This is a genomic window from Dyadobacter sp. CY351, from assembly GCF_021502625.1.
GTDB classification, from domain to species: Bacteria; Bacteroidota; Bacteroidia; order Cytophagales; family Spirosomataceae; genus Dyadobacter; species Dyadobacter chenhuakuii.
Genome location: NZ_JAKFFU010000007.1, coordinates 151,331 through 174,131, shown reverse-complemented (window position 1 = coordinate 174,131; position 22,801 = coordinate 151,331). Strand labels below are relative to the sequence as shown.

The 22,801-nt window shown below is 46.6% G+C and carries 18 protein-coding genes and 1 riboswitch; of the genes, 14 read left to right on the top strand and 4 right to left on the bottom strand.

Going from position 1 to position 22,801, the window contains the following annotated elements; genetic code table 11:
• The first annotated feature begins 169 nt into the window (after positions 1–169).
• The 5 genes from L0660_RS15030 to L0660_RS15010 all read left to right on the top strand — a co-directional run bounded on the left by L0660_RS15030 (position 170) and on the right by L0660_RS15010 (position 8,786).
• A complete protein-coding gene (locus L0660_RS15030) occupies positions 170–3,604 on the top strand; it encodes a SusC/RagA family TonB-linked outer membrane protein (protein ID WP_235160191.1) in 3,435 nt (1,144 codons plus the stop codon).
• A gap of 24 nt (positions 3,605–3,628) precedes the next feature.
• Positions 3,629–5,188 carry a SusD/RagB family nutrient-binding outer membrane lipoprotein gene (locus tag L0660_RS15025; protein WP_235160190.1) on the top strand — a complete coding sequence of 520 codons (1,560 nt, stop codon included), beginning with the start codon at positions 3,629–3,631 and terminating at the stop codon, positions 5,186–5,188.
• 157 nt (positions 5,189–5,345) lie between these two features.
• The gene (locus tag L0660_RS15020) at positions 5,346–6,617 is read left to right on the top strand and encodes an amidohydrolase/deacetylase family metallohydrolase (protein ID WP_235160189.1); all 1,272 of its coding nucleotides are present in this window, start codon (positions 5,346–5,348) and stop codon (positions 6,615–6,617) included.
• A gap of 64 nt (positions 6,618–6,681) precedes the next feature.
• On the top strand, positions 6,682–7,614 hold the full coding sequence (locus L0660_RS15015) for an RraA family protein (protein WP_233797787.1): 933 nt from the start codon (positions 6,682–6,684) through the stop codon (positions 7,612–7,614).
• A gap of 65 nt (positions 7,615–7,679) precedes the next feature.
• Complete coding sequence (locus L0660_RS15010; protein WP_026629970.1) at positions 7,680–8,786, top strand: bile acid:sodium symporter family protein; 1,107 nt, start codon at positions 7,680–7,682, stop codon at positions 8,784–8,786.
• A gap of 382 nt (positions 8,787–9,168) precedes the next feature.
• On the opposite strand, the gene L0660_RS15005 is transcribed toward L0660_RS15010, so the two are convergent.
• Positions 9,169–9,672 carry a GNAT family N-acetyltransferase gene (locus L0660_RS15005; RefSeq protein WP_026629968.1) on the bottom strand — a complete coding sequence of 168 codons (504 nt, stop codon included), beginning with the start codon at positions 9,670–9,672 and terminating at the stop codon, positions 9,169–9,171.
• Positions 9,673–9,814: 142 nt separating this feature from the next.
• Positions 9,815–9,910, top strand: a riboswitch (TPP riboswitch).
• Between the two features lie 70 nt (positions 9,911–9,980).
• On the opposite strand from L0660_RS15005, the gene thiS reads away from it, so the two are divergent.
• The 9 genes from thiS (at position 9,981) to L0660_RS14960 (ending at position 19,868) form a co-directional block, all read left to right on the top strand.
• A complete protein-coding gene (gene thiS, locus L0660_RS15000; protein ID WP_026629967.1) occupies positions 9,981–10,184 on the top strand; it encodes a sulfur carrier protein ThiS in 204 nt (67 codons plus the stop codon).
• A 42-nt stretch (positions 10,185–10,226) separates the two neighbouring features.
• Complete coding sequence (thiC, locus tag L0660_RS14995) at positions 10,227–12,107, top strand: phosphomethylpyrimidine synthase ThiC (RefSeq protein ID WP_235160188.1); 1,881 nt, start codon at positions 10,227–10,229, stop codon at positions 12,105–12,107.
• 16 nt (positions 12,108–12,123) lie between these two features.
• Positions 12,124–13,602, top strand: a complete 1,479-nt coding sequence (locus L0660_RS14990; protein ID WP_235160187.1) for a thiamine phosphate synthase — start codon at positions 12,124–12,126, stop codon at positions 13,600–13,602.
• Positions 13,583–14,350, top strand: a complete 768-nt coding sequence (locus L0660_RS14985) for a thiazole synthase (RefSeq protein ID WP_235160186.1) — start codon at positions 13,583–13,585, stop codon at positions 14,348–14,350. Before L0660_RS14990 ends, L0660_RS14985 begins: the two co-directional genes overlap by 20 nt.
• A complete protein-coding gene (thiH, locus tag L0660_RS14980) occupies positions 14,340–15,452 on the top strand; it encodes a 2-iminoacetate synthase ThiH (RefSeq protein ID WP_235160185.1) in 1,113 nt (370 codons plus the stop codon). Before L0660_RS14985 ends, thiH begins: the two co-directional genes overlap by 11 nt.
• A gap of 13 nt (positions 15,453–15,465) precedes the next feature.
• A complete protein-coding gene (gene moeB / locus L0660_RS14975; protein WP_235160184.1) occupies positions 15,466–16,536 on the top strand; it encodes a HesA/MoeB/ThiF family protein in 1,071 nt (356 codons plus the stop codon).
• A 261-nt stretch (positions 16,537–16,797) separates the two neighbouring features.
• Positions 16,798–18,315 carry a GH39 family glycosyl hydrolase gene (locus tag L0660_RS14970; protein ID WP_235160183.1) on the top strand — a complete coding sequence of 506 codons (1,518 nt, stop codon included), beginning with the start codon at positions 16,798–16,800 and terminating at the stop codon, positions 18,313–18,315.
• A 104-nt stretch (positions 18,316–18,419) separates the two neighbouring features.
• Positions 18,420–19,301, top strand: a complete 882-nt coding sequence (locus L0660_RS14965) for a sulfite exporter TauE/SafE family protein (RefSeq protein ID WP_235160182.1) — start codon at positions 18,420–18,422, stop codon at positions 19,299–19,301.
• 96 nt (positions 19,302–19,397) lie between these two features.
• Positions 19,398–19,868 carry an NADH-quinone oxidoreductase subunit A gene (locus L0660_RS14960; protein WP_235160181.1) on the top strand — a complete coding sequence of 157 codons (471 nt, stop codon included), beginning with the start codon at positions 19,398–19,400 and terminating at the stop codon, positions 19,866–19,868.
• A 317-nt stretch (positions 19,869–20,185) separates the two neighbouring features.
• Here L0660_RS14960 and L0660_RS14955 read toward each other — a convergent pair whose 3' ends face one another.
• The 3 genes from L0660_RS14955 to L0660_RS14945 all read right to left on the bottom strand — a co-directional run bounded on the left by L0660_RS14955 (position 20,186) and on the right by L0660_RS14945 (position 22,665).
• The gene (locus tag L0660_RS14955) at positions 20,186–20,710 is read right to left on the bottom strand and encodes a hypothetical protein (protein ID WP_235160180.1); all 525 of its coding nucleotides are present in this window, start codon (positions 20,708–20,710) and stop codon (positions 20,186–20,188) included.
• Positions 20,711–20,951: 241 nt separating this feature from the next.
• Positions 20,952–21,407 (bottom strand): hypothetical protein, encoded by a 456-nt coding sequence (locus L0660_RS14950; RefSeq protein ID WP_235160179.1) that lies wholly within the window; start codon positions 21,405–21,407, stop codon positions 20,952–20,954.
• Between the two features lie 10 nt (positions 21,408–21,417).
• Positions 21,418–22,665, bottom strand: a complete 1,248-nt coding sequence (locus L0660_RS14945; RefSeq protein WP_235160178.1) for a Spi family protease inhibitor — start codon at positions 22,663–22,665, stop codon at positions 21,418–21,420.
• Positions 22,666–22,801 lie beyond the last annotated feature (136 nt).

Genomic DNA, 22,801 nt, shown 5'->3' with positions numbered 1-22,801 from the left:
GACAATGCCTATGACGAGATCTGCTACCAGTCCCCTAAAAAATGAGCCGATGATGCTGCAACACCACCGGCTCCGTTAATCCCCTGTTTGTTTCTTCTTACGGTTATCGCCTCGCAGCGGCCGTGGGAATCAATTAATGCCAAATTTTAATCCGACAAAAATCAAAATTATGTCAAAAACAGTACAAATTCATCATGCTTTACAGAAAATCATGCGCATTACGCTGTATCAAGCCATACTCGCTATCGTCGTCAGCACATTTGTGCAAGCCAATGACGTACGCGGTCAGCGGGTTTTAGAACAAAAAGTAACGCTGCGTTTAGCCAATGCCGAAATTGACAAGGCACTGGAAAAAATTGAGAATGTGACCAAGGTTAAGTTTATGTATAACCCGCAGATTTTCAATGCACAGAAATATACATTCAAATTCCAGGACGAAGCATTATCCGATGTGCTGGGCAAAATCCTCGCTCCGCATAAAGTAACCTACGAAGTGGTGCAGGACCGTATCATTCTGAAACGCGAAACGGCAGCCTCTGAAACAGGATCTTCCTCCAAAGAAGCACCGAAACGCAATGTTACAGGTGTGGTTACGGATGAAACGGGCGCGGGTCTTCCGGGTGTAAGTGTTTTGGTAAAAGGCACCCAGCGCGGAACATCTTCGGACGCGGAAGGAAAATTTACGATGGACATTCCGGATGCAGAAGCAGCGTCAGCAGTGCTGATTTTCAGCTTTGTAGGTTACACGCCACAAGAAGTTGCAGTCGGAACGCAGACAACACTCTCCGTTCAGCTGGCTCCCGAGGCCAAAGCATTAAATGAAGTTGTTGTAACGGCTTTGGGTATTTCCAAAGAGAAAAAAGCACTTGCCTATGCAGTGACCGAAGTAAAAGGTTCTGAATTCACACAGGCCCGCGAAAACAACGTTGCGAATGCATTGACAGGTAAAATTGCCGGTGTGAATGCAACGGGGATGTCGACAGGACCGGGCGGATCGAGCCGGATTATCATTCGTGGTAATGGTTCTTTGAGCGGAAACAACCAGCCTTTGTATGTGATCAATGGTATGCCGATGGACAACAGCGTTCCGGGCGGTGGCAATGCTTCTGACGGAAATGGTAACAATACCGACCGTGGGGACGGAATCGGCGGGATCAACCCGGACGACATTGAATCGATCAGCGTTTTGAAAGGTGGCCCAGCTGCGGCTTTGTACGGTGCTCGTGCGGGTAATGGTGTTATTTTGATCACCACCAAAAAAGGTCGCGCGCAAAAAGGCATTGGTGTAGAATTCAACAGCAACTTTACAACGGAGAACCTGGCGATCATTCCGGACTGGCAATATGAGTTCGGACAAGGTGTGGACGGTGTAAAACCAATGACGCAAACGCAGGCAAAAAGCTCAGGACGCTTGTCATATGGCGCAAGAATGGACGGCACGGATGTGATCCAGTTTGACGGCCAGATGCGCCCCTATTCACCTCAGAAAGACAATCTTAAGAACTTTTACAGAACGGGAACGAACTACATTAACTCCATTGCCTTCACAGGTGGAAATGACAAGATCAACTTTCGTTTTGGTTTGAACAATACAAAATCAAACAGCATTGTCCCTAACTCGGACTTCACGAGAAGGATTGCGAATTTGAACGTAAATGCATTTTTGGGTAAAAAACTGAGCATCGAAACGGTTGTTCAATACAACATTGAAGACGGCCACAACCGTCCGAAAGTGGGTTATGCCGATTATAACCCGCACTGGGCAACACATTTGATCGCCAACACGGTGGATATCAGAAGCCTTTCTCCTGGTTATGACGCCGTTACAGGCAAAGAATTGGAATGGAACCCGGTTCCGGCTGCACCAAACCCTTATTTTGTCATTAATAAATTCAAAAACGACGACCGTAAGAATCGCTTTTTGGGACAGGCCAACATTCGTTACGATATCCTTGATAACCTGTTCATCAAAGGAAGCGTGAGCCAGGATTACTATAATTTCAAATACGAATTCATCGTGCCCACGGCCAATGCTTTCGAACCGCTTGGAAAGTACGAATCCAACAGCACGACTTCGTCTGAAACCAACGGCATGCTGACATTGAACTATAACAAGGAGTTTGAAAATTTCAGCTTCTCGGCATTACTTGGCGGTAACACGCAGCGCAGCATTTACGACGAAATGGCTTACAGAGGCGCTGAATTCACAATCCCGAATTTTTACAGCTTTACCAACCTTGCAACCACAACAACGACGCCAAGATATTTGAAAAGCGGCATTAACTCGGTGTTTGGATCGGTGGATTTGGGTTACAAAGGATTGGCTTACCTGACCATGTCGGGCAGACAGGACTGGTTTTCTGTTTTGAACAAATCAAACAACAGCATTTTTTATCCGGCAGTTGGTGGAACGGTAATCCTTTCTGAGGCCATTGATATGCCAGCGGCGATCAGTTTTGCCAAAGTGCGTGCTTCGTGGGCGCAGGTGGGTGCTGTGAACGTGGATCCTTACCGGATTTACCAAAGCTATCAAATGGCGCAAGGCGGTCATAATGGTCGTCCCGTGCAGCAATTGGCTTCGGCATTGGTTCCTAACCCTGATTTGCGTCCGCTTACTTCCACCACTTATGAAGCTGGTTTGGAAGCACGTTTCCTGAACAACCGTTTTGGTCTTGACCTTACTTTCTACAATCGTAAGACCACCAATGACATTGTGCAAAGCAACATTGCATCGTCATCAGGATATACGCAGGCACTTTTGAATGTGGGTGAATTGAGCAACAAAGGCGTTGAGCTTTTGCTGACTGCAACACCGCTTCGCAAGAATAATTTTACCTGGGATATCAGCTACAACATGGCTTACAACCAAAGCAAGATCGTGAAACTGGCCGACAACCTGAAAACATTGAGCATCGGACTTGGTGTAGGCGGCGGTATGATCAATAACGTTGTCGGCGGGACTTACGGAGAAGTTTGGGGTTACAACAAGAAAACGGACGGCAACGGAAATGTGGTTTTCAACACAGCCAGCGGATATGCCGTAAGAGGTGATCTGGAAAAACTAGGCAATGGTATTCCTCCGTTGACGATGGGTATAACCAACAATTTCAAATACAAAAACTTCTCGCTGAACATTCTGATCGACGGTAAATTCGGAAGCGTGGTGTACTCCAACATGTATCAGTATGCCTACCGTTTTGGTTTGCCAAAAGAAACATTGCCAGGCCGCGAAACGGGTGTAACGGTAACGGGCGTAACGCCTGAGGGTGCTCCTTTTACCAAAACCTGGGAGAAAAAGGACGTGGATACCTACTATGACAATGACAAAAACTACACGGGAATTTTCACTTTCAACAACGATTTCGTGAAGCTGCGCCAGGTGATTTTGAGCTACAACCTGAATGTGAGCAAAATGTCATTCCTGAAATTGCAATCTGCTTCTGTGTCGCTGGTTGGCCGTAACCTGCTGCTGCTTTACAAAGACAAGCGCAACAATTATTTCGATCCGGAATCGAGCTACACCAATGGCAATGCGCAAGGTCTAGAAGCATTCGGGGTTCCAAGAACGAGGAGTTTGGGTGTGAACCTTACAGTGAAGTTTTAATCATTAAAAAGCATTTTAGTGAATATGAAAAATTTAATAAAAGTCCTATATCTGGCTCCGGCCCTGTTCATTGCCTCCTGCGACAATGGATTTGAAGAAATGAACATTAACCCCAATGCTTCGACGGAAGTTGTGCCTGGCTTCCTTTTCACAAGGGCGCAACTCGTGACGGTTAGCAACAACTTTACGGGCGCGGCTTACCTGACGATCGGCGGTTCGATGCAGCATTTCGCAACTTATAAGGAAGTGCCTGGCGCGGGTGACAAATATTTCAATTTCGGTTACAGCCAGGGCAGCTGGCAGCTGTATGGCGGCGATCCGGTTTCTCAGGGTGCGGTGATTGACATTGCGCAGGTTATTGAAGCTGTTTCAACAAATCCTGCCGACGTAAACAAGTTGTCCGTTTCGCGGATCTGGAAAGCTTATCTGTTCCATCGCTTGACAGACTTATACGGCGACATTCCTTATTTCGACGCAGGAAAAGCACTTTCCAGCCAGAATTTCACACCGAAATACGATACGCAGCAAGCCATTTACGCGGATATGCTGAAAGAGCTGGACGAGTCGATCAATGCATTTGATGCGGCGCAACCTACTTTTGGAAATGCGGACCTGGTTTACGGCGGGGAAATTGCAAAATGGAAAAAATTCGGTTACTCGCTGATGCTCCGCCTCGGAATGCGCCTGACAGAAGTTGATCCGGCGAGCGCTGAAACCTGGGTAAAAAAGGCCATTGCAGGCGGTGTGATCACATCTGATACGGATATGGCGACGATCGCTTACGTGGATGGCTCCATCACAGCCAGCAGAAATTTCATCGCTGCGGGCCTCATGGCAACAGATTATGTTTCTCCTGGCGGTGACAATGTGGAAGGTGGAAAATTGGCCAAAACATTGGTTGACCATTTGAAAACAACCAAAGATCCGCGTTTGAATGTAATCTCTGTGGTTTGGACAAAAGCATCTGCAACAGCTCCTTACGTTGCCGACACAGCTACTGCCTTGCAAAAAGGAATGCCTAATGCGGCTTTCAACTCATTGCCAGCAGATTTTGATTCTTATTCCGAGCCAAATCCGAATACGATTTTGAAATACAATGCGCCCTTATTGGTTTTCACCCCTGCGGAAGTGCATTTGCTGCTCGCTGAGGCTGGTTTGAGAGGCTGGTATACGGCGACAACGCCAGCCGCGGAATATGAAAGCGCGGTAACATCAGGCATGAAGCAATGGGCTGCATTTGGTGCAGGCGGTGTCATTTCTGATGCTAAAATCGCTGCTTACCTGAAAGCAAATCCCTTTAAAGCAACAGGAACATTGGCTGAAAAAATGGAGCAGATCGGCACGCAGAAGTGGGTCGCGCTGTTTTTGGAAGATGAATATGAAATCTGGTCCAACTGGAGACGCACCGGATACCCTAAGCTGACGCCTACCAACTATCCTGGTAACCTCACCGGCGGCAAAATCCCAACCCGTTTTGTAATTCCTGATTCGGAAGAGCAGTATAACCAGGCCAATTTCTACGAAGCAAGAACCAGACAAGGCGGCACGAATACGCTTTCCAGCATGGTTTGGTGGGATAAATAATTTTTGCAAAAAAATGTAATGTCAGACTTCCAGGCCACAAACCCGGAAGTCTGATTTATTCATAACCAACGCACTAACATTAAACGCACTTGTAGCATTAAAAACGAACTGAGAATTCCTTTAACTATCTAATGCCCATATTCCTAATCCTGAAAACATGAACAAGAAATTACGCTTAACTTGTTTTGCGCTGCTATTTGCATGCGCCGCCAACGCCCAGCAATATTCTGTGGTGATCAAAGGCGGCCACGTCATCGACCCTAAAAACAATGTGAACGGCATTATGGATGTCGCGCTGAAAGGTGACACCGTCATGCTCGTTGCCAAGAACATCGATGCCAAAGAAGGCAAGCAGGTCGTGAATGCCAAAGGGCTTTTCGTAACGCCCGGCCTCATCGACATGCATTCCCACAACTTTTACGGCACCAAGATGGACCAGACTTACAGCAATGGTCCGAATGCACTGCCACCGGATGGTTTTACATTCCGCACCGGCGTTACAACGGTGGTAGACGCAGGATGCGCCGGCTGGAAATCTTTTCCTGATTTTAAAAAACAAACCATTGACATTTCAAAAACCCGCGTGCTCGCATTCCTGAACATTGTAGGAGAAGGCATGCGTGGCGGCACTTACGAGCAGAATGTGGACGATATGGATGCGGCTGCGACGGCAAAAGTGGTGAAGGAAAATCCGGATTACATTGTCGGCATAAAACTCGCACATTACAACGGTTACAACTGGACGCCAACCGAACGCGCCGTGGAAGCCGGAAAACTTGCTAATGTGCCTGTAATGGTTGATTTCGGCGGAAGCAAGCCCGTTTTACCGCTCCAAGAATTGTTTACAAAATACCTGCGCCCAGGCGATATTTTCACACATTGCTTCGGCCAGCTCAGCAGCCGGGAGCCGATTCTGGACATTGCTACCGGCAAAATTAAGCCTTTCGTTTACGACGCGCGTAAGAAAGGGATCCTTTTTGACGTGGGTTACGGCGGCATCAGCTTTGCCTTTTCACAAGCCATTCCAGCTGTTAAAAGCGGTTTTTATCCCAACACCATCAGCACCGACATTCACACCGGCAGCATGAACAATGCCATGAAAGATATGCTGAATGTTATGTCCAAATTTCTGGCCATGGGCATGGATCTTCCGGCTGTGATCAAAGCCAGCACCTGGGCGCCTGCACAAGCCATTCACCGCGAGGAGCTAGGAAACCTTTCAGTTGGCTCGCGTGCAGATGTGACTGTTTTGAGGGTTCTGGATGGTAAATTCCAATTGAATGACACAGGAACATTCGGATTCTGGGATTACACAGGAACCAAGATCCAGGGAAAACAAAAACTGGAAGCAGAGGTGACGATCCGCGCCGGAAAAGTCGTTTACGACCTCAATGGCCTCACCGAACCGCTCGTGATTACCAAAAGATAGTTTGAATGATAAGCCATTCGATGCATCTTTGACATTTATCTTGCCGCAATTTTATTTTTCAAACATGAGAGTACAATTTTTAGGTGTAATAGCCCTTTTAGCCCTCAATTTTAATGGTCTGCAAACGACGCAGGCGCAAATGATGCCCAAGGAAGAACTGATGTTCCTCACTTCTGAGTGGAAGGGCGAACGCTTCCCTGATGGCCGCCCGAAAGTGTCCGACGAACTCATTAACCGCGCCAAAAACATCTCCATCGAAGAAGCGTGGGTGGTGTTGCAAAATGAGGGTTACAACTGCCAGTTCGACGGAAACTGGAAAATATTGAAAGACGACATCGTCATCACGGGCCGGGCACTAACCGCCCAATTCATGCCCTCCCGCCCCGACGTTGAAAAACTTGTAAAAGACCGCGGCAACAAAAACGGCATGTTAGGAAACACCAATTCCTGGCCCATCGATAAGCTTTCCAAAGGCGACGTATACGTAGCAGACGGCTTCGGCAAGATCGCCAGCGGAACATTGATCGGCGACAATTTAGGAACATCCATTTTTACAAAATCAGGCAATGGCGTTGTTTTCGACGCATCGGTCCGCGACCTGGAAGGACTTTCCAAAATCGAGGGCTTCAATGCATTTGTAAGAGATTTTGACCCATCATTCTTAAAAGACGTTTTCCTGACCGGCATAAACACACCAATCCGCATAGGCCGCGCGATTGTATTGCCAGGAGACATTGTGCTTGCCAAAAAAGAAGGCGTGATCTTCATTCCCGCGCACATGGCCGAAAAAGTGATCCTAACCGCCGAATTCCTCACATTAAGGGACAAATTCGCCCTCCAAATGCTACGCGAAGGCAAATTCACCCCCGGCCAGATCGACAACCAATGGACCGATCAGCTCAAAGAAGCATTCCTGAAATGGCTGGACAGCAATCCAAAGGAAATCCCGATGAAGCGCGCCGAACTGGACGAATACATGAAGAAAAGAACCTGGTAACCTTCTTATTGAAGTGCCAGGGCACTTTTGCGTTCTTTTTTAAATAGCATTATAACGATAATTATATGAATGTTTACAAGCTACTAGCCGGTGTTGCAGGTCTGTGTCTTCTCGTTGCGCTTTTCCTCGCGCTCTCCGGAAACCTGCCGCAAGCTGGCCCCTTCTTTATTGCTTTTTTTCTTGCCTTAGCAGTCAGTTTCAGGGGTTTTGAAAAACTGAAAGGTTTCACTTATACAACCGTCATTTTCGCCGCCGTAACCACCGCACTTTACTATCCGCAGCATTTCCAAACGGTGAACGGCTTCAAGCTGGCAGCATTAATTACGCCTTTGATCCAGATTATCATGTTTGGAATGGGCACGTCAATGAGTTTTGGGGATTTTGTAGGTGTTGTAAAAATGCCAAAAGGCGTGCTAATAGGCGTGGTAAGCCATTTTATCATCATGCCAACCATTGGATTCACATTGGCTAACCTAAGCGGCTTCCCACCCGAAATCGCTGCCGGAATTATCCTCATCGGCTGTTCACCAAACGGAATGGCTTCAAATGTAATTTCCTATCTGGCCAAAGCAAACCTGGCATTATCGATCACCATCACAGCGATCTCTACAATGCTCGCTCCTATCGTGACGCCATTGTTAATGAGTGCATTAGCAGGTGCATTTGTACAAATCGACACCCTGCACATGATGTGGGACATCATTAAAATGGTCATCATCCCAATCGGCGCCGGATTGCTTTTCAACAAATTTTTCAGCGGCAAAGCCAAGTGGCTCGATGACGCCATGCCGATCGTTTCCATGGCCGGCATCGCATTCATCATCGTCATCATCACCGCCGCAGGCCGCGACAGCCTGCTCACCATCGGGCCAACATTGCTCTTGCTCGTACTAATCCACAATTTATCGGGATACACATTAGGTTACTGGTCCGGCCGCCTCTTCAAAATGAGCGAACGCGACTGCCGCACCATAGCCATTGAAGTAGGCATGCAAAATGGAGGACTGGCATCAGGAATAGCCAAAGAAATGGGGAAAATGGCCACCGTTGGGCTAGCACCCGCGATTTTCGGGCCGTTAATGAACATTACCGGATCAATTTTAGCATCCTGGTGGCAAGGCAAACCGACGGGCGATGAAGAGACGTATGTGGAGACCGGAAGGGCGCATTGAACGCAAATCCCGGAGGGATGAGATATTGGCGGCCGCCGCGCGGTAGGAAAAAAGGGAGATGTGAAAATGTAAATCCCGGAGGGATGTAATATCGGCGGCCGCCGTGCGGTAGCAAAAAATGTAGATCGAAAAATAAAAATCCCGGAGGGATGTAACAACGTTCATGCTGTTACATCCCTCCGGGATTTTTTATATCGGACATGTTTCCCGATGGCTACCAATATTATATCCCTCCGGGATTTCTATTTTTTGTATCTTTTTGGATTCCTACCGCACGGCGGCCACCAATATTACATCCCTCCGGGATTTGCGTCTATTTTATCTATCCTTTTTTCCTACCGCGCGACGGCTACCGATATTACATCGCTCCGCGATTTATTCCTCAATCTTCTTCCAACAACAACTGCATAAAAACCAAATCCAGCCACTGATCGAACTTATATCCCACCTCCTTCAAATAACCCTTCTCCACAAACCCATATTTCTTGTGAAATTCAATGCTGCCGCGGTTGGCGGCATCTATACCAGCGATCATGCTGTGCAGGCCGGATTCGCGGGCGCGTTGGATGAGGCTGCCGAGGAGTTTGCCTCCCACGCCTAAACCTCTTGATTTTTCATCAAGGTAAATCGAATGCTCTACGCTGAATTTGTAGCCTATTTTCGGCCGGAAAATATTGTAAGAGCCGTAACCAATCACTTTTCCTTCCCTTTCCGCGACAATCACGGGCATGCCGTCATTGAACATTTTCTCAAACCATTCCCTTTGCTCGTCCAGCGTGCGGGGTTCGTAATCGTAAATGGCGGTGGTGTTGAGAATGGCGTGATTAATAATTTCTAACAGGGATGGCAAATCCTTTGGAGCAGCGCTTCTGATAATAAGATCCATCAAGTAACGTAGGTTCGATATAATTGGTAAATATGACCTTAAAGTTACCCGATAATTCTTAAAATAAAAGTGCTTCTATTGCTTCGTTTCGCCGTGTTTTCTCTGGTTAATTTTTGAAAATACATTTTTTGCGATAGCTTTGTCCAAACTTTAGGGGTGTCCCGAAATGCGGACTGAGATAATACCCTTTGAACCTGATGCAGTTAGTACTGCCGAAGGGAAAAGTAAGAGATACTGCTATTGTATCTCAATGTATCTTTCTTCCAAAAGGTCCATTCCTGAAGTTTTTCTCAAAAACATTATTCAGAATGGAAATTATCATCAACGGTCAATCGCGTGAATTTTCTGAACCGCTCTCGGTCCAGCAATTACTTTCTGCTCTTTTCCCAGATCCTGCCAAAGGGATCGCTGTCGCTGTAAACCAGTCGGTTATCCCTAAAACGGCGTGGGCTGCGCATCCGTTGCAACCGCACGATCGTGTCATGCTGATCACAGCCACGCAAGGCGGCTAGCCTCCATTCTTCCCATTTGTTTTATCCTTAATCCAACATTTTATGAAAACCGAAAAAACGCCACAAAGCGGCAGTGTAACCACCGACCCGTTCCCGAATTCACGGAAAATTTACGTAAAAGGCAGCCTGCACAATGTGTCCGTTGCGATGCGGGAAATTGCACTAACCGACACGCGTTTGCATGGAAAGCTAGGCCAGGTGGAGAAAAATGCGCCTGTCACGGTCTACGACACGAGTGGCCCTTTTACAGATCCCAATGTTGAAATCGATGTAAAAAAAGGATTGCCTGCGTTGCGTGCAGAGTGGATTAAAGCACGGCAGGATGTAGAGCAGCTGGAAGGCATCAGCTCGCAATACGGACAGCAGCGACTTTCGGATCCTTCATTGGATGCACTGCGCTTTGCGCACATTACCAAGCCGTTTCGGGCCAAACCGGGTGCGAATGTATCTCAATTGCATTATGCAAAAAAGGGCATTATTACTGCGGAAATGGAATACATTGCGATACGGGAAAATCAGCGTATCCAGGAAAATCTGTTGGAATTAAACGGCAAAGCGGGTTCGCTTTCGCACCAGCATCGCGGCCATAGTTTTGGGGCAAATACGCCGGTTAACTTCATCACACCCGAATTTGTGCGCTCCGAAGTAGCAGCCGGCCGCGCAGTGATTCCGGTGAACATCAACCATCCGGAAAGCGAGCCGATGATCATTGGTCGTAATTTTTTGGTTAAAATCAATGCCAACATTGGCAACTCCGCGGTGTCATCCACCATTGAGGAAGAAGTCGAAAAAGCCGTTTGGGCTTGCCGCTGGGGTGCTGATACGATCATGGATCTTTCAACCGGCAAGAACATTCACGAAACCCGCGAGTGGATCATCCGCAACTCACCCGTTCCCATTGGCACCGTTCCGATTTATCAGGCTTTGGAAAAAGTAAATGGTAAGGCCGAAGACTTGACTTGGGAATTGTTCCGAGACACGCTCATTGAGCAGGCCGAACAGGGAGTGGATTACTTCACGATTCATGCCGGCGTTTTGCTGCGTTACATTCCGCTTACGGCCAAAAGGATCACGGGAATTGTTTCCCGCGGCGGCTCGATCATGGCCAAATGGTGTCTGGCTCATCACAAGGAAAATTTCCTTTACACGCATTTTGAGGAGATCTGCGAGATTATGAAAGCTTATGATGTCGCGTTTTCGCTGGGTGATGGTTTGCGTCCGGGCTGCATTGCAGATGCCAATGATGCCGCACAATTTTCCGAGCTGGAAACCTTGGGCGAGCTGACAAAAATTGCCTGGAAGCACGACGTGCAAACCATTATTGAAGGTCCGGGCCATGTGCCGATGCATTTGATCAAAGAAAATATGGAAAAGCAGCTGGAACATTGCCAGGAAGCGCCGTTTTATACATTAGGGCCCTTAACAACAGACATTGCACCTGGTTATGACCACATTACGTCGGCTATTGGCGCTGCCATGATCGGCTGGTTCGGGACGGCGATGCTGTGTTATGTGACACCGAAAGAACATTTAGGACTGCCGAATAAAAAAGATGTGAAGGACGGCGTGATCACTTACAAAATCGCTGCGCACGCCGCGGATCTTGCCAAAGGGCATCCGGGCGCGCAATATCGTGATAATGCATTGAGCAAAGCCCGCTTCGAATTCCGCTGGGAAGATCAGTTCAATCTTTCCCTCGATCCCGAAACGGCCAAATCCTTCCACGACGAAACATTACCAGCCGAAGGCGCCAAAATCGCCCATTTTTGCTCTATGTGCGGACCCAATTTCTGCTCCATGAAAATCACGCAGGACGTACGCGACTATGCGGACGAAAATGGCCTGAACGACGAGGCGATTGCGGAAGGTATGGAGGAAAAATCGCGGGAATTCGCGAGTCTGGGCAGTCAGATCTATCTATAATCAGCTCTTTTATAATATGGAACTGATCGCGATATCTCATCCAGATTTCATCCCGAATGAAGCCGAACGGATTAACGCGCTTTTTCGGGATGGCTTGCAGCGCCTGCACATCAGGAAACCACATTGCAATGTCGCTGACCTGAGTCAACTAATCGGAGAAATTGACCCTGCTTTTCATACCAACATTGCCTTGCATTCACATCATGAACTTGCGGCAGAATTTGGCATCAAAAGACTGCATTTTCCCGAAAAGCTAAGGCAAGGGACGCCGGATTTTATGTTGGAAAAGTTAAGCAATGCTGGCTTCACGCTAAGCACTTCGATCCATGATATTGATGCGCTTACCCAGCTTTCCAAGGGTTTTGATTACACATTATTCGGGCCGGTTTTTGACAGCATTTCTAAAGAAGGCTATCAGCGCGTTATTAATGATGATTTTTATTTGAAAGAAGAACAAAAAACAATCAAAGTGATCGCTATTGGAGGAATTGATCATTCCAACTTAAATAAGATAAAGCAGATGAACTTCGATGGCGCCGCCATGTTAGGAGCAATCTGGCATTCAGATTCTTTTTTTAAATCTTTTTCAAAAATTGCCGGGGGCTTAAGCCCCCGGCAAAATGGATTAGATTCAGATTTAAATGTTGATTTGAAATCAGATCAGAATTTTATTTCAGATTCTTCTTCAAAGATTGCCGGGGGCTTAAGCCCCCGGCAAAATGGATCAGATTCAGATTTGGATATTGATTTGAAATCAGATCAGAATCTTATTTCAGATTCTTCTTCAAAAATTGCCGGGGGCTTAAGCCCCCGGCAAAATAGATCATATTCAGATTTGAATTTGATTTCAGATTTTAAAAAGATCACAAAGCTTCATTTCATCTCTAATCAAACATTAGAAATAAGCCATTTAGATAGCATTAATCTAGCATTAGAAGCTGGGTGCAAATGGATCCAATTGCGGGTTAAGGATCAAGACGAAAGTGAAGTTCTTCAAATAGCCAAGTCGGCAAAACCACTTTGTGAAAACTATGGCGCCAAGCTGATTATCAACGACTTTCCAAACATTGCCAAAGCAGTTTCTGCTCACGGTCTGCACCTTGGATTGAACGATATGCCCATTCCCGAAGCCAGGAACATCGTAGGTGACAACATGATCATCGGCGGCACAGCCAACACATTCGAAGACATTCTTTTACGGATTGAAGAAGGAGCGAATTACATTGGGTTAGGCCCATTCCGATTTACCAAAACCAAACAAAATCTCAGCCCAACCCTGGGCCTGGAAGGTTATCGCGACCTGATGCAAAGGCTCGCGCAGGAGAAAAAGGAAATCCCAATCATTGCCATCGGTGGCATCCTGCCCGATGACATTCCAACATTGCTAAGCACCGGAATACACGGTGTCGCCATGTCTTCTGCATTGATTCAATCAAAAGAACCAAGAGAAACAGTCCAAAACTTGAAGAAATATTATGTTGAAAATTGCAGATAAAACATTTGAATCGCGGCTTTTTACCGGGACTGGGAAGTTCAGTTCTGCCGCATTGATGGAAGGAGCTTTGCTGGCTTCGGGCTCGGAACTGGTGACCGTTGCGCTGCGGCGGATAAATGTGAATGATGCGCAAGATGATATGCTTTTGCATTTGAAACATCCGCACATTCATTTGCTGCCCAACACTTCCGGCGTCCGAACGGCAAAAGAGGCTGTTTTTGCGGCACAGCTTGCCCGGGAAGCATTGGAAACCAATTGGCTCAAACTGGAAATCCATCCCGACCCAAAATATCTCCTCCCCGATCCGATTGAAACGCTAAAAGCAGCCGAGGAACTGGCAAAGCTCGGGTTCGTAATCCTGCCCTACATTCATGCAGATCCGGTTTTGTGCAAAAGATTGGAGGAAGCTGGCGTGGCCGCCGTAATGCCTTTGGGTTCTCCCATTGGCAGTAATAAGGGTTTGAAAACCATTGATTTCCTGGAAATTATTATTGAGCAGAGCAATGTTCCCGTCATTGTAGACGCTGGGATTGGCTCACCTTCTGATGCTGCGAAAGCGATGGAAATTGGTGCGGATGCAGTTTTGGTCAACACAGCGATTGCGGTTGCTGGCGATCCCGTGGCGATGGCGGAGGCATTTAAGATGGGGGTGATCGCAGGGCGTATGGCATTTGAGGCGCGAATGGGAAATCAGGAAAATTTCGCCGTGGCTAGCAGCCCGTTAACCGCATTTTTGGATGAGCTTTAAGGACAAATTTGAGGCCTATGACTGGGAGGAGGTTAAGGTCAGCATTTACTCCAAAACGGCACAGGATGTCCGACATGCACTTTTGGCCCAAAAACGAACATTGGAGGATTTCAAAGCACTCATCTCCCCTGCAGCATCCCATTTCCTTGAACCCATGGCCCAGCTCAGCCGCAAACTGACCCAAAAGCGGTTTGGTAAAACCCTGCAAATGTACATTCCGCTGTATTTATCAAATGAATGCACCAATATTTGCACCTATTGCGGGTTTAGTCTGGACAACAAAGTGCGGCGAAAAACGCTTTCTAAGGAAGAGATCCTGCGCGAAGTAAATGTGATCAAATCCCTGGGCTATGACCATGTTTTGCTCGTAACCGGTGAAGCAAACCAAACCGTGCACACGGCCTATTTCAAGGAAGTGATTGAGTTGATACGGCCTTATTTTTCACAAATATCCATGGAAGTCCAGCCGCTGGAAACCGCTGAATATGAGGAATTGATCGCATTAGGGCTATATTCGGTGCTGATTTACCAGGAAACTTATCACAAGGAAGATTACAAAAAGCATCATCCAAAAGGCAAGAAATCAAATTTCAATTACCGGCTCGAAACGCCCGACCGGCTTGGAAAGGCAGGCATTCATAAAATGGGTTTGGGCGTCTTAATCGGCCTGGAAGATTGGCGGACAGACAGTTTTTTTACGGCCGCCCACCTCCAATATCTCGAACGAACCTATTGGCAAACGCGTTATAGTTTATCATTTCCCCGGCTGCGCCCATTTTCCGGCGGGCTCGAACCAAAGGTAGAAATGACAGACCGGGAGCTTGTACAGCTGATTTGTGCGTACCGGATCATGAATGAGGAAGTTGAAATTTCACTTTCGACGCGCGAATCTGAGCAGTTTCGTGATCATTGCATTCAGCTGGGCGTTACGTCAATCAGTGCGGGGTCCAAAACCAACCCGGGCGGATATGCCGTTGAACCTGAGTCGCTTGAACAGTTTGAAATTTCAGACGAGCGCTCGCCCGCGCAGATTGCAGCAATGATCCGGGAAAAGGGTTATGAGCCGGTTTGGAAGGATTGGGACACGGTTTTTGTGCCATAGAAATTTAAATACAATGTTTGAAAAGGAAGAAAGGAAGCGTTATAGTAGGCAGATCATTATGCCGGAAATCGGCCTGGCTGGGCAGGAAAAGCTGAAACAGGCCAGAGTGCTTGTTGTTGGCGCGGGTGGTTTGGGTTGCCCGGTGCTGCAATATCTGGTGGCGGCTGGTGTTGGTAACATTGGCATCGTGGATGATGACGTGGTGGATTTGAGCAACTTGCATCGCCAGATTTTGTATTCTGCCGCAGATGTCGGCAAAAGCAAAGTCACTACCGCCGTCCAAAAGCTCAAAGCATTGAATCCCTTTGTGCAGCTCACGCCTTTTGCCGTTCGCTTACAGGAAGATAACGCTGCCCACCTCATTGCCAATTACGACCTCATCATCGACGGCTCCGACAATTTTCCGACCCGCTATCTGGTCAACGATACCTGCGTGGCATTAGATAAACCCTTCGTTTTCGGTTCCATCCTGCGTTTCGAGGGACAAGTGTCTGTCTTCAATTACAAAGGCGGCCCCACATACCGCTGCCTTTTCCCCGACGCCGAAGAAGGCGACAACTGCGCCGAAGCTGGCGTTATCGGCATTTTACCCGGAATGATCGGAAGTTACATGGCCAACGAAGCCATTAAAATCATTTGTGAAATTGGAGAACCGCTATCCGGTAAACTACTTATCATCAATACATTAATCAACACCACCAACATTTTTACTTTCACAAGATCCAGTAACATCACAGCATCCGCCTCCAAATCAACCCAAACACACTCAGCAAAGGCAGACACAGCAAAAGCAGACCTAAAATCCGACCTTAAAGAGCTAACCTTTGCAGAATTCGAACGCATTGAAGCCTCCTATCCCGGCCAGATCCACCTTGTCGACGTCCGCGAATACAACGAATTCGAAGCCGATAACTTCGGCGGCATTAACATTCCCTTATCCGAAATCCCAGACATTCTCGCCACATTACCACCAAACAAAACCATTGTTTTCTACTGCCAAACCGGAAAAAGAAGCGCGCAGGCTGCAAAGCTGCTGGCGCAGAGCGGGTTTGACGGGGCAAGTTTTTGGGCTGGGAATTGGTAAGTTGTTAGGCAGGATTAGTAGTTTTTCTGTCGGCTATCCTTACCAATGCGAATCACCAACTTTTGCTTATTGCAATAATTCGCAGCCCATGTCGACCATAAAATTACTCTTTTTATCTCTGTTACTTCTTGGCTCTTCTTTTGTTGAGGCCGAAAAACCAAACAAAAAGCCGTCGCTATCGAAATCAACCTCGCTGTCGAAAAAGGCCTGGCGAAGCCGATTTGGGCTTGGTTTGGGTATGATGAGCCGAATTATACTTATATGAAGGATGGGAAGAAATTGCTAACGGAGATTTCGCAGTTGAGCAAGGTGCCGGTTTATGTTCGGGCGCATAGTATGTTTGTAACGGGTGATGGCGTGGCGGCGTTGAAGTGGGGCTCGACGAATGTTTATACGGAGGACAAAAAGGGAAATCCGGTTTATGACTGGACCATTGTTGACAAAATCTTTGATACTTATATAGAAAGAGGCATGAAACCGATCGCGCAGATTGGCTTCATGCCCGAAGCATTATCGTCCAAACCACAACCTTACCGCCATCATTGGAAGCCGGGCGATGATTACAACGACATTTACACAGGCTGGGCTTATCCGCCCAACAATTATGAAAAATTTGCGGAGCTGGTGTTCCAATGGGTGAAACATTCGGTGAAGCGATATGGCCAGGCCGAAGTTGAATCCTGGTATTGGGAGCTTTGGAACGAGCCTAACATCAGTTACTGGAAAGGTACGACGGAGGAATACATTAAACTTTACGATTATTCCGCCGACGCCGTGAAGCGTGCATTACCAACTGCGAAAATAGGCGGACCGGAAGTTACGGGCCCAAACTGGGATGTATCTGCCAAGTTTTTCAGGACTTTTCTGGATCATGTCGTGAGCGGCAAAAATTATGTAACAGGCAAAACAGGCTCGCCGCTCGACGTCATCACCTTTCACGCAAAAGGCAATCCCAAAGTCGTGGACGGCATTGTGCGCATGGATATGGGCACGCAGCTGCGCGACATTAACAAAGGTTTCGAGATCGTGGCCTCCTACCCCAGCCTGAAAAATCTGCCGATCATCATCGGCGAATCCGATCCCGAAGGCTGTGCGGCTTGCTCGGAAGATCTGCATCCCCAAAATGCTTACCGGAACGGCACCATGTATTCCAGTTACACGGCTGCCTCATTTGCCAGAAAGCATGAACTGGCTGATGCGCATGGCGTGAATCTGCTGGGTGCGGTGACGTGGGCCTTTGAATTTGAGGACCAGCCCTGGTTCCGCGGTTTCCGCGATCTGGCGACGAATGGTGTCGATAAACCCGTTTTGAATGTGTTCAGAATGTTTGGGATGATGGACGGAAACCGTGTGGAGGTGAAGCAAAATTTGGCTTATAATTTTGAAAAACTAAGAAAGGAAAGCGTTCGAGGCGAGCGGGATATCAATGCTTTCGCAACCAAAAATGACCATGAAGCTGCTGTTATGGTCTGGAATTATCATGACGACAACAAGATCGTCGAAGCCTCTCCGGTAAGTGTGCAGCTCAGTGGTGTGAAGGCAAAACGCGTTCAGGTGCAGCATTATCGCATTGATCAGGAACATAGCAATGCGTATGAAGTATGGAAAAAAATGGGATCACCGCAAAAGCCGACGGCGGAGCAGATCGCAACATTGGAACACGCCGGTCAGTTACAAACATTGACTTCGCCACAATGGGTTAATGTTGAGAACGAGCGAATTAATCTTAATTTCGATTTACCCGCCCAAGGCGTTTCACTTTTAAAAATTATCTGGTAAACAAAAAAAAGGATCGAATTTTAATAATCTATTAATTACGTAGATTAAATAGTTTTACTACTTTTGTAACTTCCTGTTCACGGCGATTCCAAAATCCAACAGTAATGCTTACAAAAGTGCTCTCCCTTAAACTGCCCACAATATCCAACTGGTACTTTGTTCCCGCGGGCATCGTGGTCATATTATCTGCGCTATTTATTTTCAACGGCTCATTTTCAATCAGCGAAGAAAATGTTAGTGCGTTTATTGGAAGCGATTTTGCATTGTATCTATTGGTAGGTCTGGCCGCACAGCTTGTGGATGGCGCTTTGGGCATGGCCTATGGGGTTACCTCCACATCGTTTTTGCTAAGCCTGGGCGTGCCGCCGGCCATCAGCAGCACTAGCGTGCACGTGGCAGAAATGTTTACGACCGGCGCTTCCGCGATCTCGCACTTTCGTTACAAAAATATCAATAAGAAACTCTTCAAAAGTCTGCTGATCCCCGGCGTGCTGGGCGCGGTTACAGGTGCTTATCTGCTCTCAGACGTGATTGATGGTGATTTAGTTAAACCTTACATTGCGGCTTACATGCTTATTTTGGGCCTGATCATCATCAGGAAAGCATTGCAAAAGAATCTGATTAAAAACAAAACCAAGAAAATAGGCATCCTGGCAGCAGCAGGCGGTTTCCTGGATTCCATCGGCGGCGGGGGCTGGGGACCGATCGTTACTTCAACATTGCTTGGCCAGGGCCGCGATCCACGCTACACCATTGGTTCTGTGAATGCCGCTGAATTTGTAATTGCATTTGCCAGCGGTGTTACATTTCTCATTTTCACGGGAGTTAGCAGCTGGCAAGTTGTTTCGGGTCTTATTATCGGAGGGGTTATTGCTGCTCCCTTTGGTGCAATGCTCGTTGGAAAAATAAAGCGCAAACCTTTGATGCTGATTATCGGAGCGTTGGTAATCGGGCTGAGCGTAAGAACAATCTGGCTAAGTCTTTAAGCTGCAAGCCTCTTCTTTGCCACTTCAAACGTTTTAAAGCCTGAATTAACGTCAAAAGCCTAAATTCAGTAGCTTTGTAAAAACGAGTCCCTGACTATGATCACTGATTTTGGCTACATCCTACTCTTCATCATTGCAGCAATCGCCTTGCTGGGCTTAATGCTCACCATTGCCAAATTCCTGCGACCGCACCGGCCAAATGAGGAAAAGCTGACCACCTATGAGTCAGGCGAAGATCCATTGGGAAATGCCAACATTCAGTTCAATGTGCGTTTTTATGTGATCGCATTAATCTTTGTCTTATTTGAAGTTGAGCTGCTTTTCCTGTTTCCCTGGGCGATAGTTTTCGGAAATGAAGACCTCATCACCCAAACGAACGGACAATGGGGCTGGTTCGCCCTCGCCGAAATGACCGTCTTCATCGGAATCCTCATCCTAGGCCTCGCCTACGCCTGGGGCAAAGGTTACCTCGACTGGGTAAGGCCAAAACCACAAGTTCCTGTGATTGACTCGCCTGTTCCTGCGGATTTGTATGCTAATGTTAATGAGAGGTATAGCAAAAAGTAGGCTTAGTGATCTTAAATTAATACGCCTTCCCTCTCAGACAGAATTTCAAGAGCCTACCAAATCTATATCATTAAAGAAGCATTGCATTGGTATAGAAAACCCTGACCGTATTAGCAGCACCTCGTATTTCAGGCATAAAATCAGAGGCGTCAAGCTTGTCCTGCTTTCCACCTTGCTTCATTATTTTATAGAACCTTTTTAGCCCACCACTATCACAAAATGACTCCAAATTTTGTCAGATGTTTCATGAGGAAAGTTAGTGTTGATAAGAACAGGTTCTCAAAATCAATGACACAATGCCAACATAACGCTCAACTTCATTCAAATTTAGCTGTCGGCTCGTAGGTATATCCCAATGTATCCAGTTCGGGTTTGTATACGGTGCTTTTCATTAAATTACTCAACTTAATCTTGGTTGTCAGTCCCGCAGTAACATCCTGATCAATGACTGCCAAGAATCCGTTCGTTTCATCCATTCTGTAATAGAATGCACTCTGCTTCGTCTTCTTATTGTATCTGTAATCGTATAAAATGCCCAAATAGCGGGACGTGCTATCCATATTTACGTCGTAAAATGAGAATATCCGATAGCCTGTCCCTTGCTTGTAAAAAGGAGTTTTAAGACTATCGTTTTGCATAAAACCAATCAGCGTTTTTAGAAATGACATTTGCGAGACATTATCCAAAGGCATATCTCTTCCTTTAACTTCATATTTTGTCATTTTCCAGTATCCCGTAATGCCATCGCCGCCATTACCGATAACATCCCCTCGAGGCCCTAAATTTTTAGGATGGCACCCAATCATCAGATTGATACACAACATCAGTATGAAAGTTCGCATACAAGTATATTAAGGTTAAGTGGTCTTGTTGAAGTTACTATCTCATTGAGCTTCCAAGTTCTAAGCAGAAACATGATTAGCGGACCACCTGCGGTCCAGCCGATCGTCACGTTGACAACGACCAGCGAGCAGGATTTAATTAGCTAATATCATGACGGGTATAACTAACTTTTTCATATTCAATCTTTAAAGTTTGCTATGCTGACATTATGAAAGCTTCGCAACCAGCATTGTTATAATACTACCACACTTCTTTATAAAAGAATTTAACAGTATCAGCGTCCCCGCCCAACTCTGGTAAATAGGCTGATGCTTCCAGCAAGGTTGGCTGGCCCGTTTGCTTTATAATTTTATAAAGGCGTTTAAGCCCATATCGATATGTGATGGAAACGGTCATATCCTTTGTTTTTGCGATTGGTGCAGGATTGATACGCCAAACTTCTGTCCCAGTCAGGGTGTCATTTCGAAATGTACTTTCAAAATGACCATCATTGTACACTATTAACAACTTTTCTGTAAAGCCCATTTGACTTCCTACCAGCGTTTTTGTAGGAGTTACTATCTTGTCAAGCTTCCAGGTTCCAAGCAGAAACATGGTTATAGGACCACCTGCGGTCAAGCCGTCGTCACGTTGACAACGACCGGCGAGCAGGGATAAACAGATGAGTGTAAAACATAGCTTGGTCGCAGTTTTCATTTCCATATTTTTAGGGTCTGATACCGGATATAACATGCATATTAGCATTGTAGTCATTGCCGTTGGGACTATATTTCCCGAAAGCGTAGTATTCATTCCGATCTCCATTCCATCCCCAATTCATTCTTAGGTAGGTAAACGACCATTCTTTGCATTGTTTTGTAGCGCAATCAAATTCACTATAGTGGTTTTCCTGATATCCTTCACACACCCATATATGGTATTTCTCAAAGCAACTTAGACATGTTGAACCCCAGAAAATTAAAGGATGTCCGCCACCGAGCTCGCTCTTAATTATGGAATAGTTATAAGCTTCACTTCCTGATCCGCCACTTGAAAAACCAAAGCTTTTTAATCCACTCTTTACATCCGCGGGCCAGGTAAATGTATTGCAACTCCCCAAATAATTGTAGCTTGCCTTGGACTTGTCACCCATAGATTTCATAAGTGTGCCCAAACTATGTTCTCCGGCATTACCAGCAATGCACTTGTCCTTTGACACACGCGGTCGGCTAAGATCAGGATGGTAATATTCTTCTAGTTGTGCCATTGCGACGGGTCCGCAACCAGCCAACCTCCTGCCACAACCATCACAATTTCCAGCCGTGCTTAATTTTGTAGTAGATAAGAATTGCTGCCCCCAAATTGTAGTAATAAGCGGCCCTTTAATCGTCATCTTATTCTTACACTGATACTGCCCGTATTGATACCATTCAATACAATTGGTGTCAGTAACTCTTAGCTTTCTGCCGAGGAATTTCTCCCATTCTTTGAGGACAATAGAATGTGGTGGTGATTTGTCGGCTTTGGCTCTTTTGATTTTCGTTGTAGCACTTTCTAACCAGAGCTGGATGCCGTTTGGAATGTTGTGCGGGTCGATTTCAGACTTGTCTGAAAAAGCCAGAATGGGCATTACCCGCAAATCTGCCGATACAACTGTGAATCCTCTTGCTTTCTTGAAAATATAGAGAAGCGGGGTGCCGTCTGTAGAATCCCTGATGGTTACCTGATCCACAATTTCATTTCTTTCACCTCCTATTCTGGCGGAGGAATCCGCAGTCGCGCCGGTTACAGCGGCGTTTGCGGCAGAGGCAACTTCGGACGCTTCAATTAGGGAGACTTGCAAAGAATCAGACCTGGCCTCTTTTAACGATTCCGATTTTTTGATCGGTTCATCGCGATGGCATTTTACAAATACAAGCGCGATGATCAATAGCAATAGCGCAGTCCCAGCTGCTTGATAGTGTGTCTTTACCATATAAAAGCATGTGTTAAATCCCGTCCTCCCGCCGCACTATTTCGCAAGACATTGGATGGTTTGCAAAATTGCTTTGTAATGATACTTCAATCCAACAAGCTGTGCTTATAAGTCAATAGCTAATGCTTATAAAATA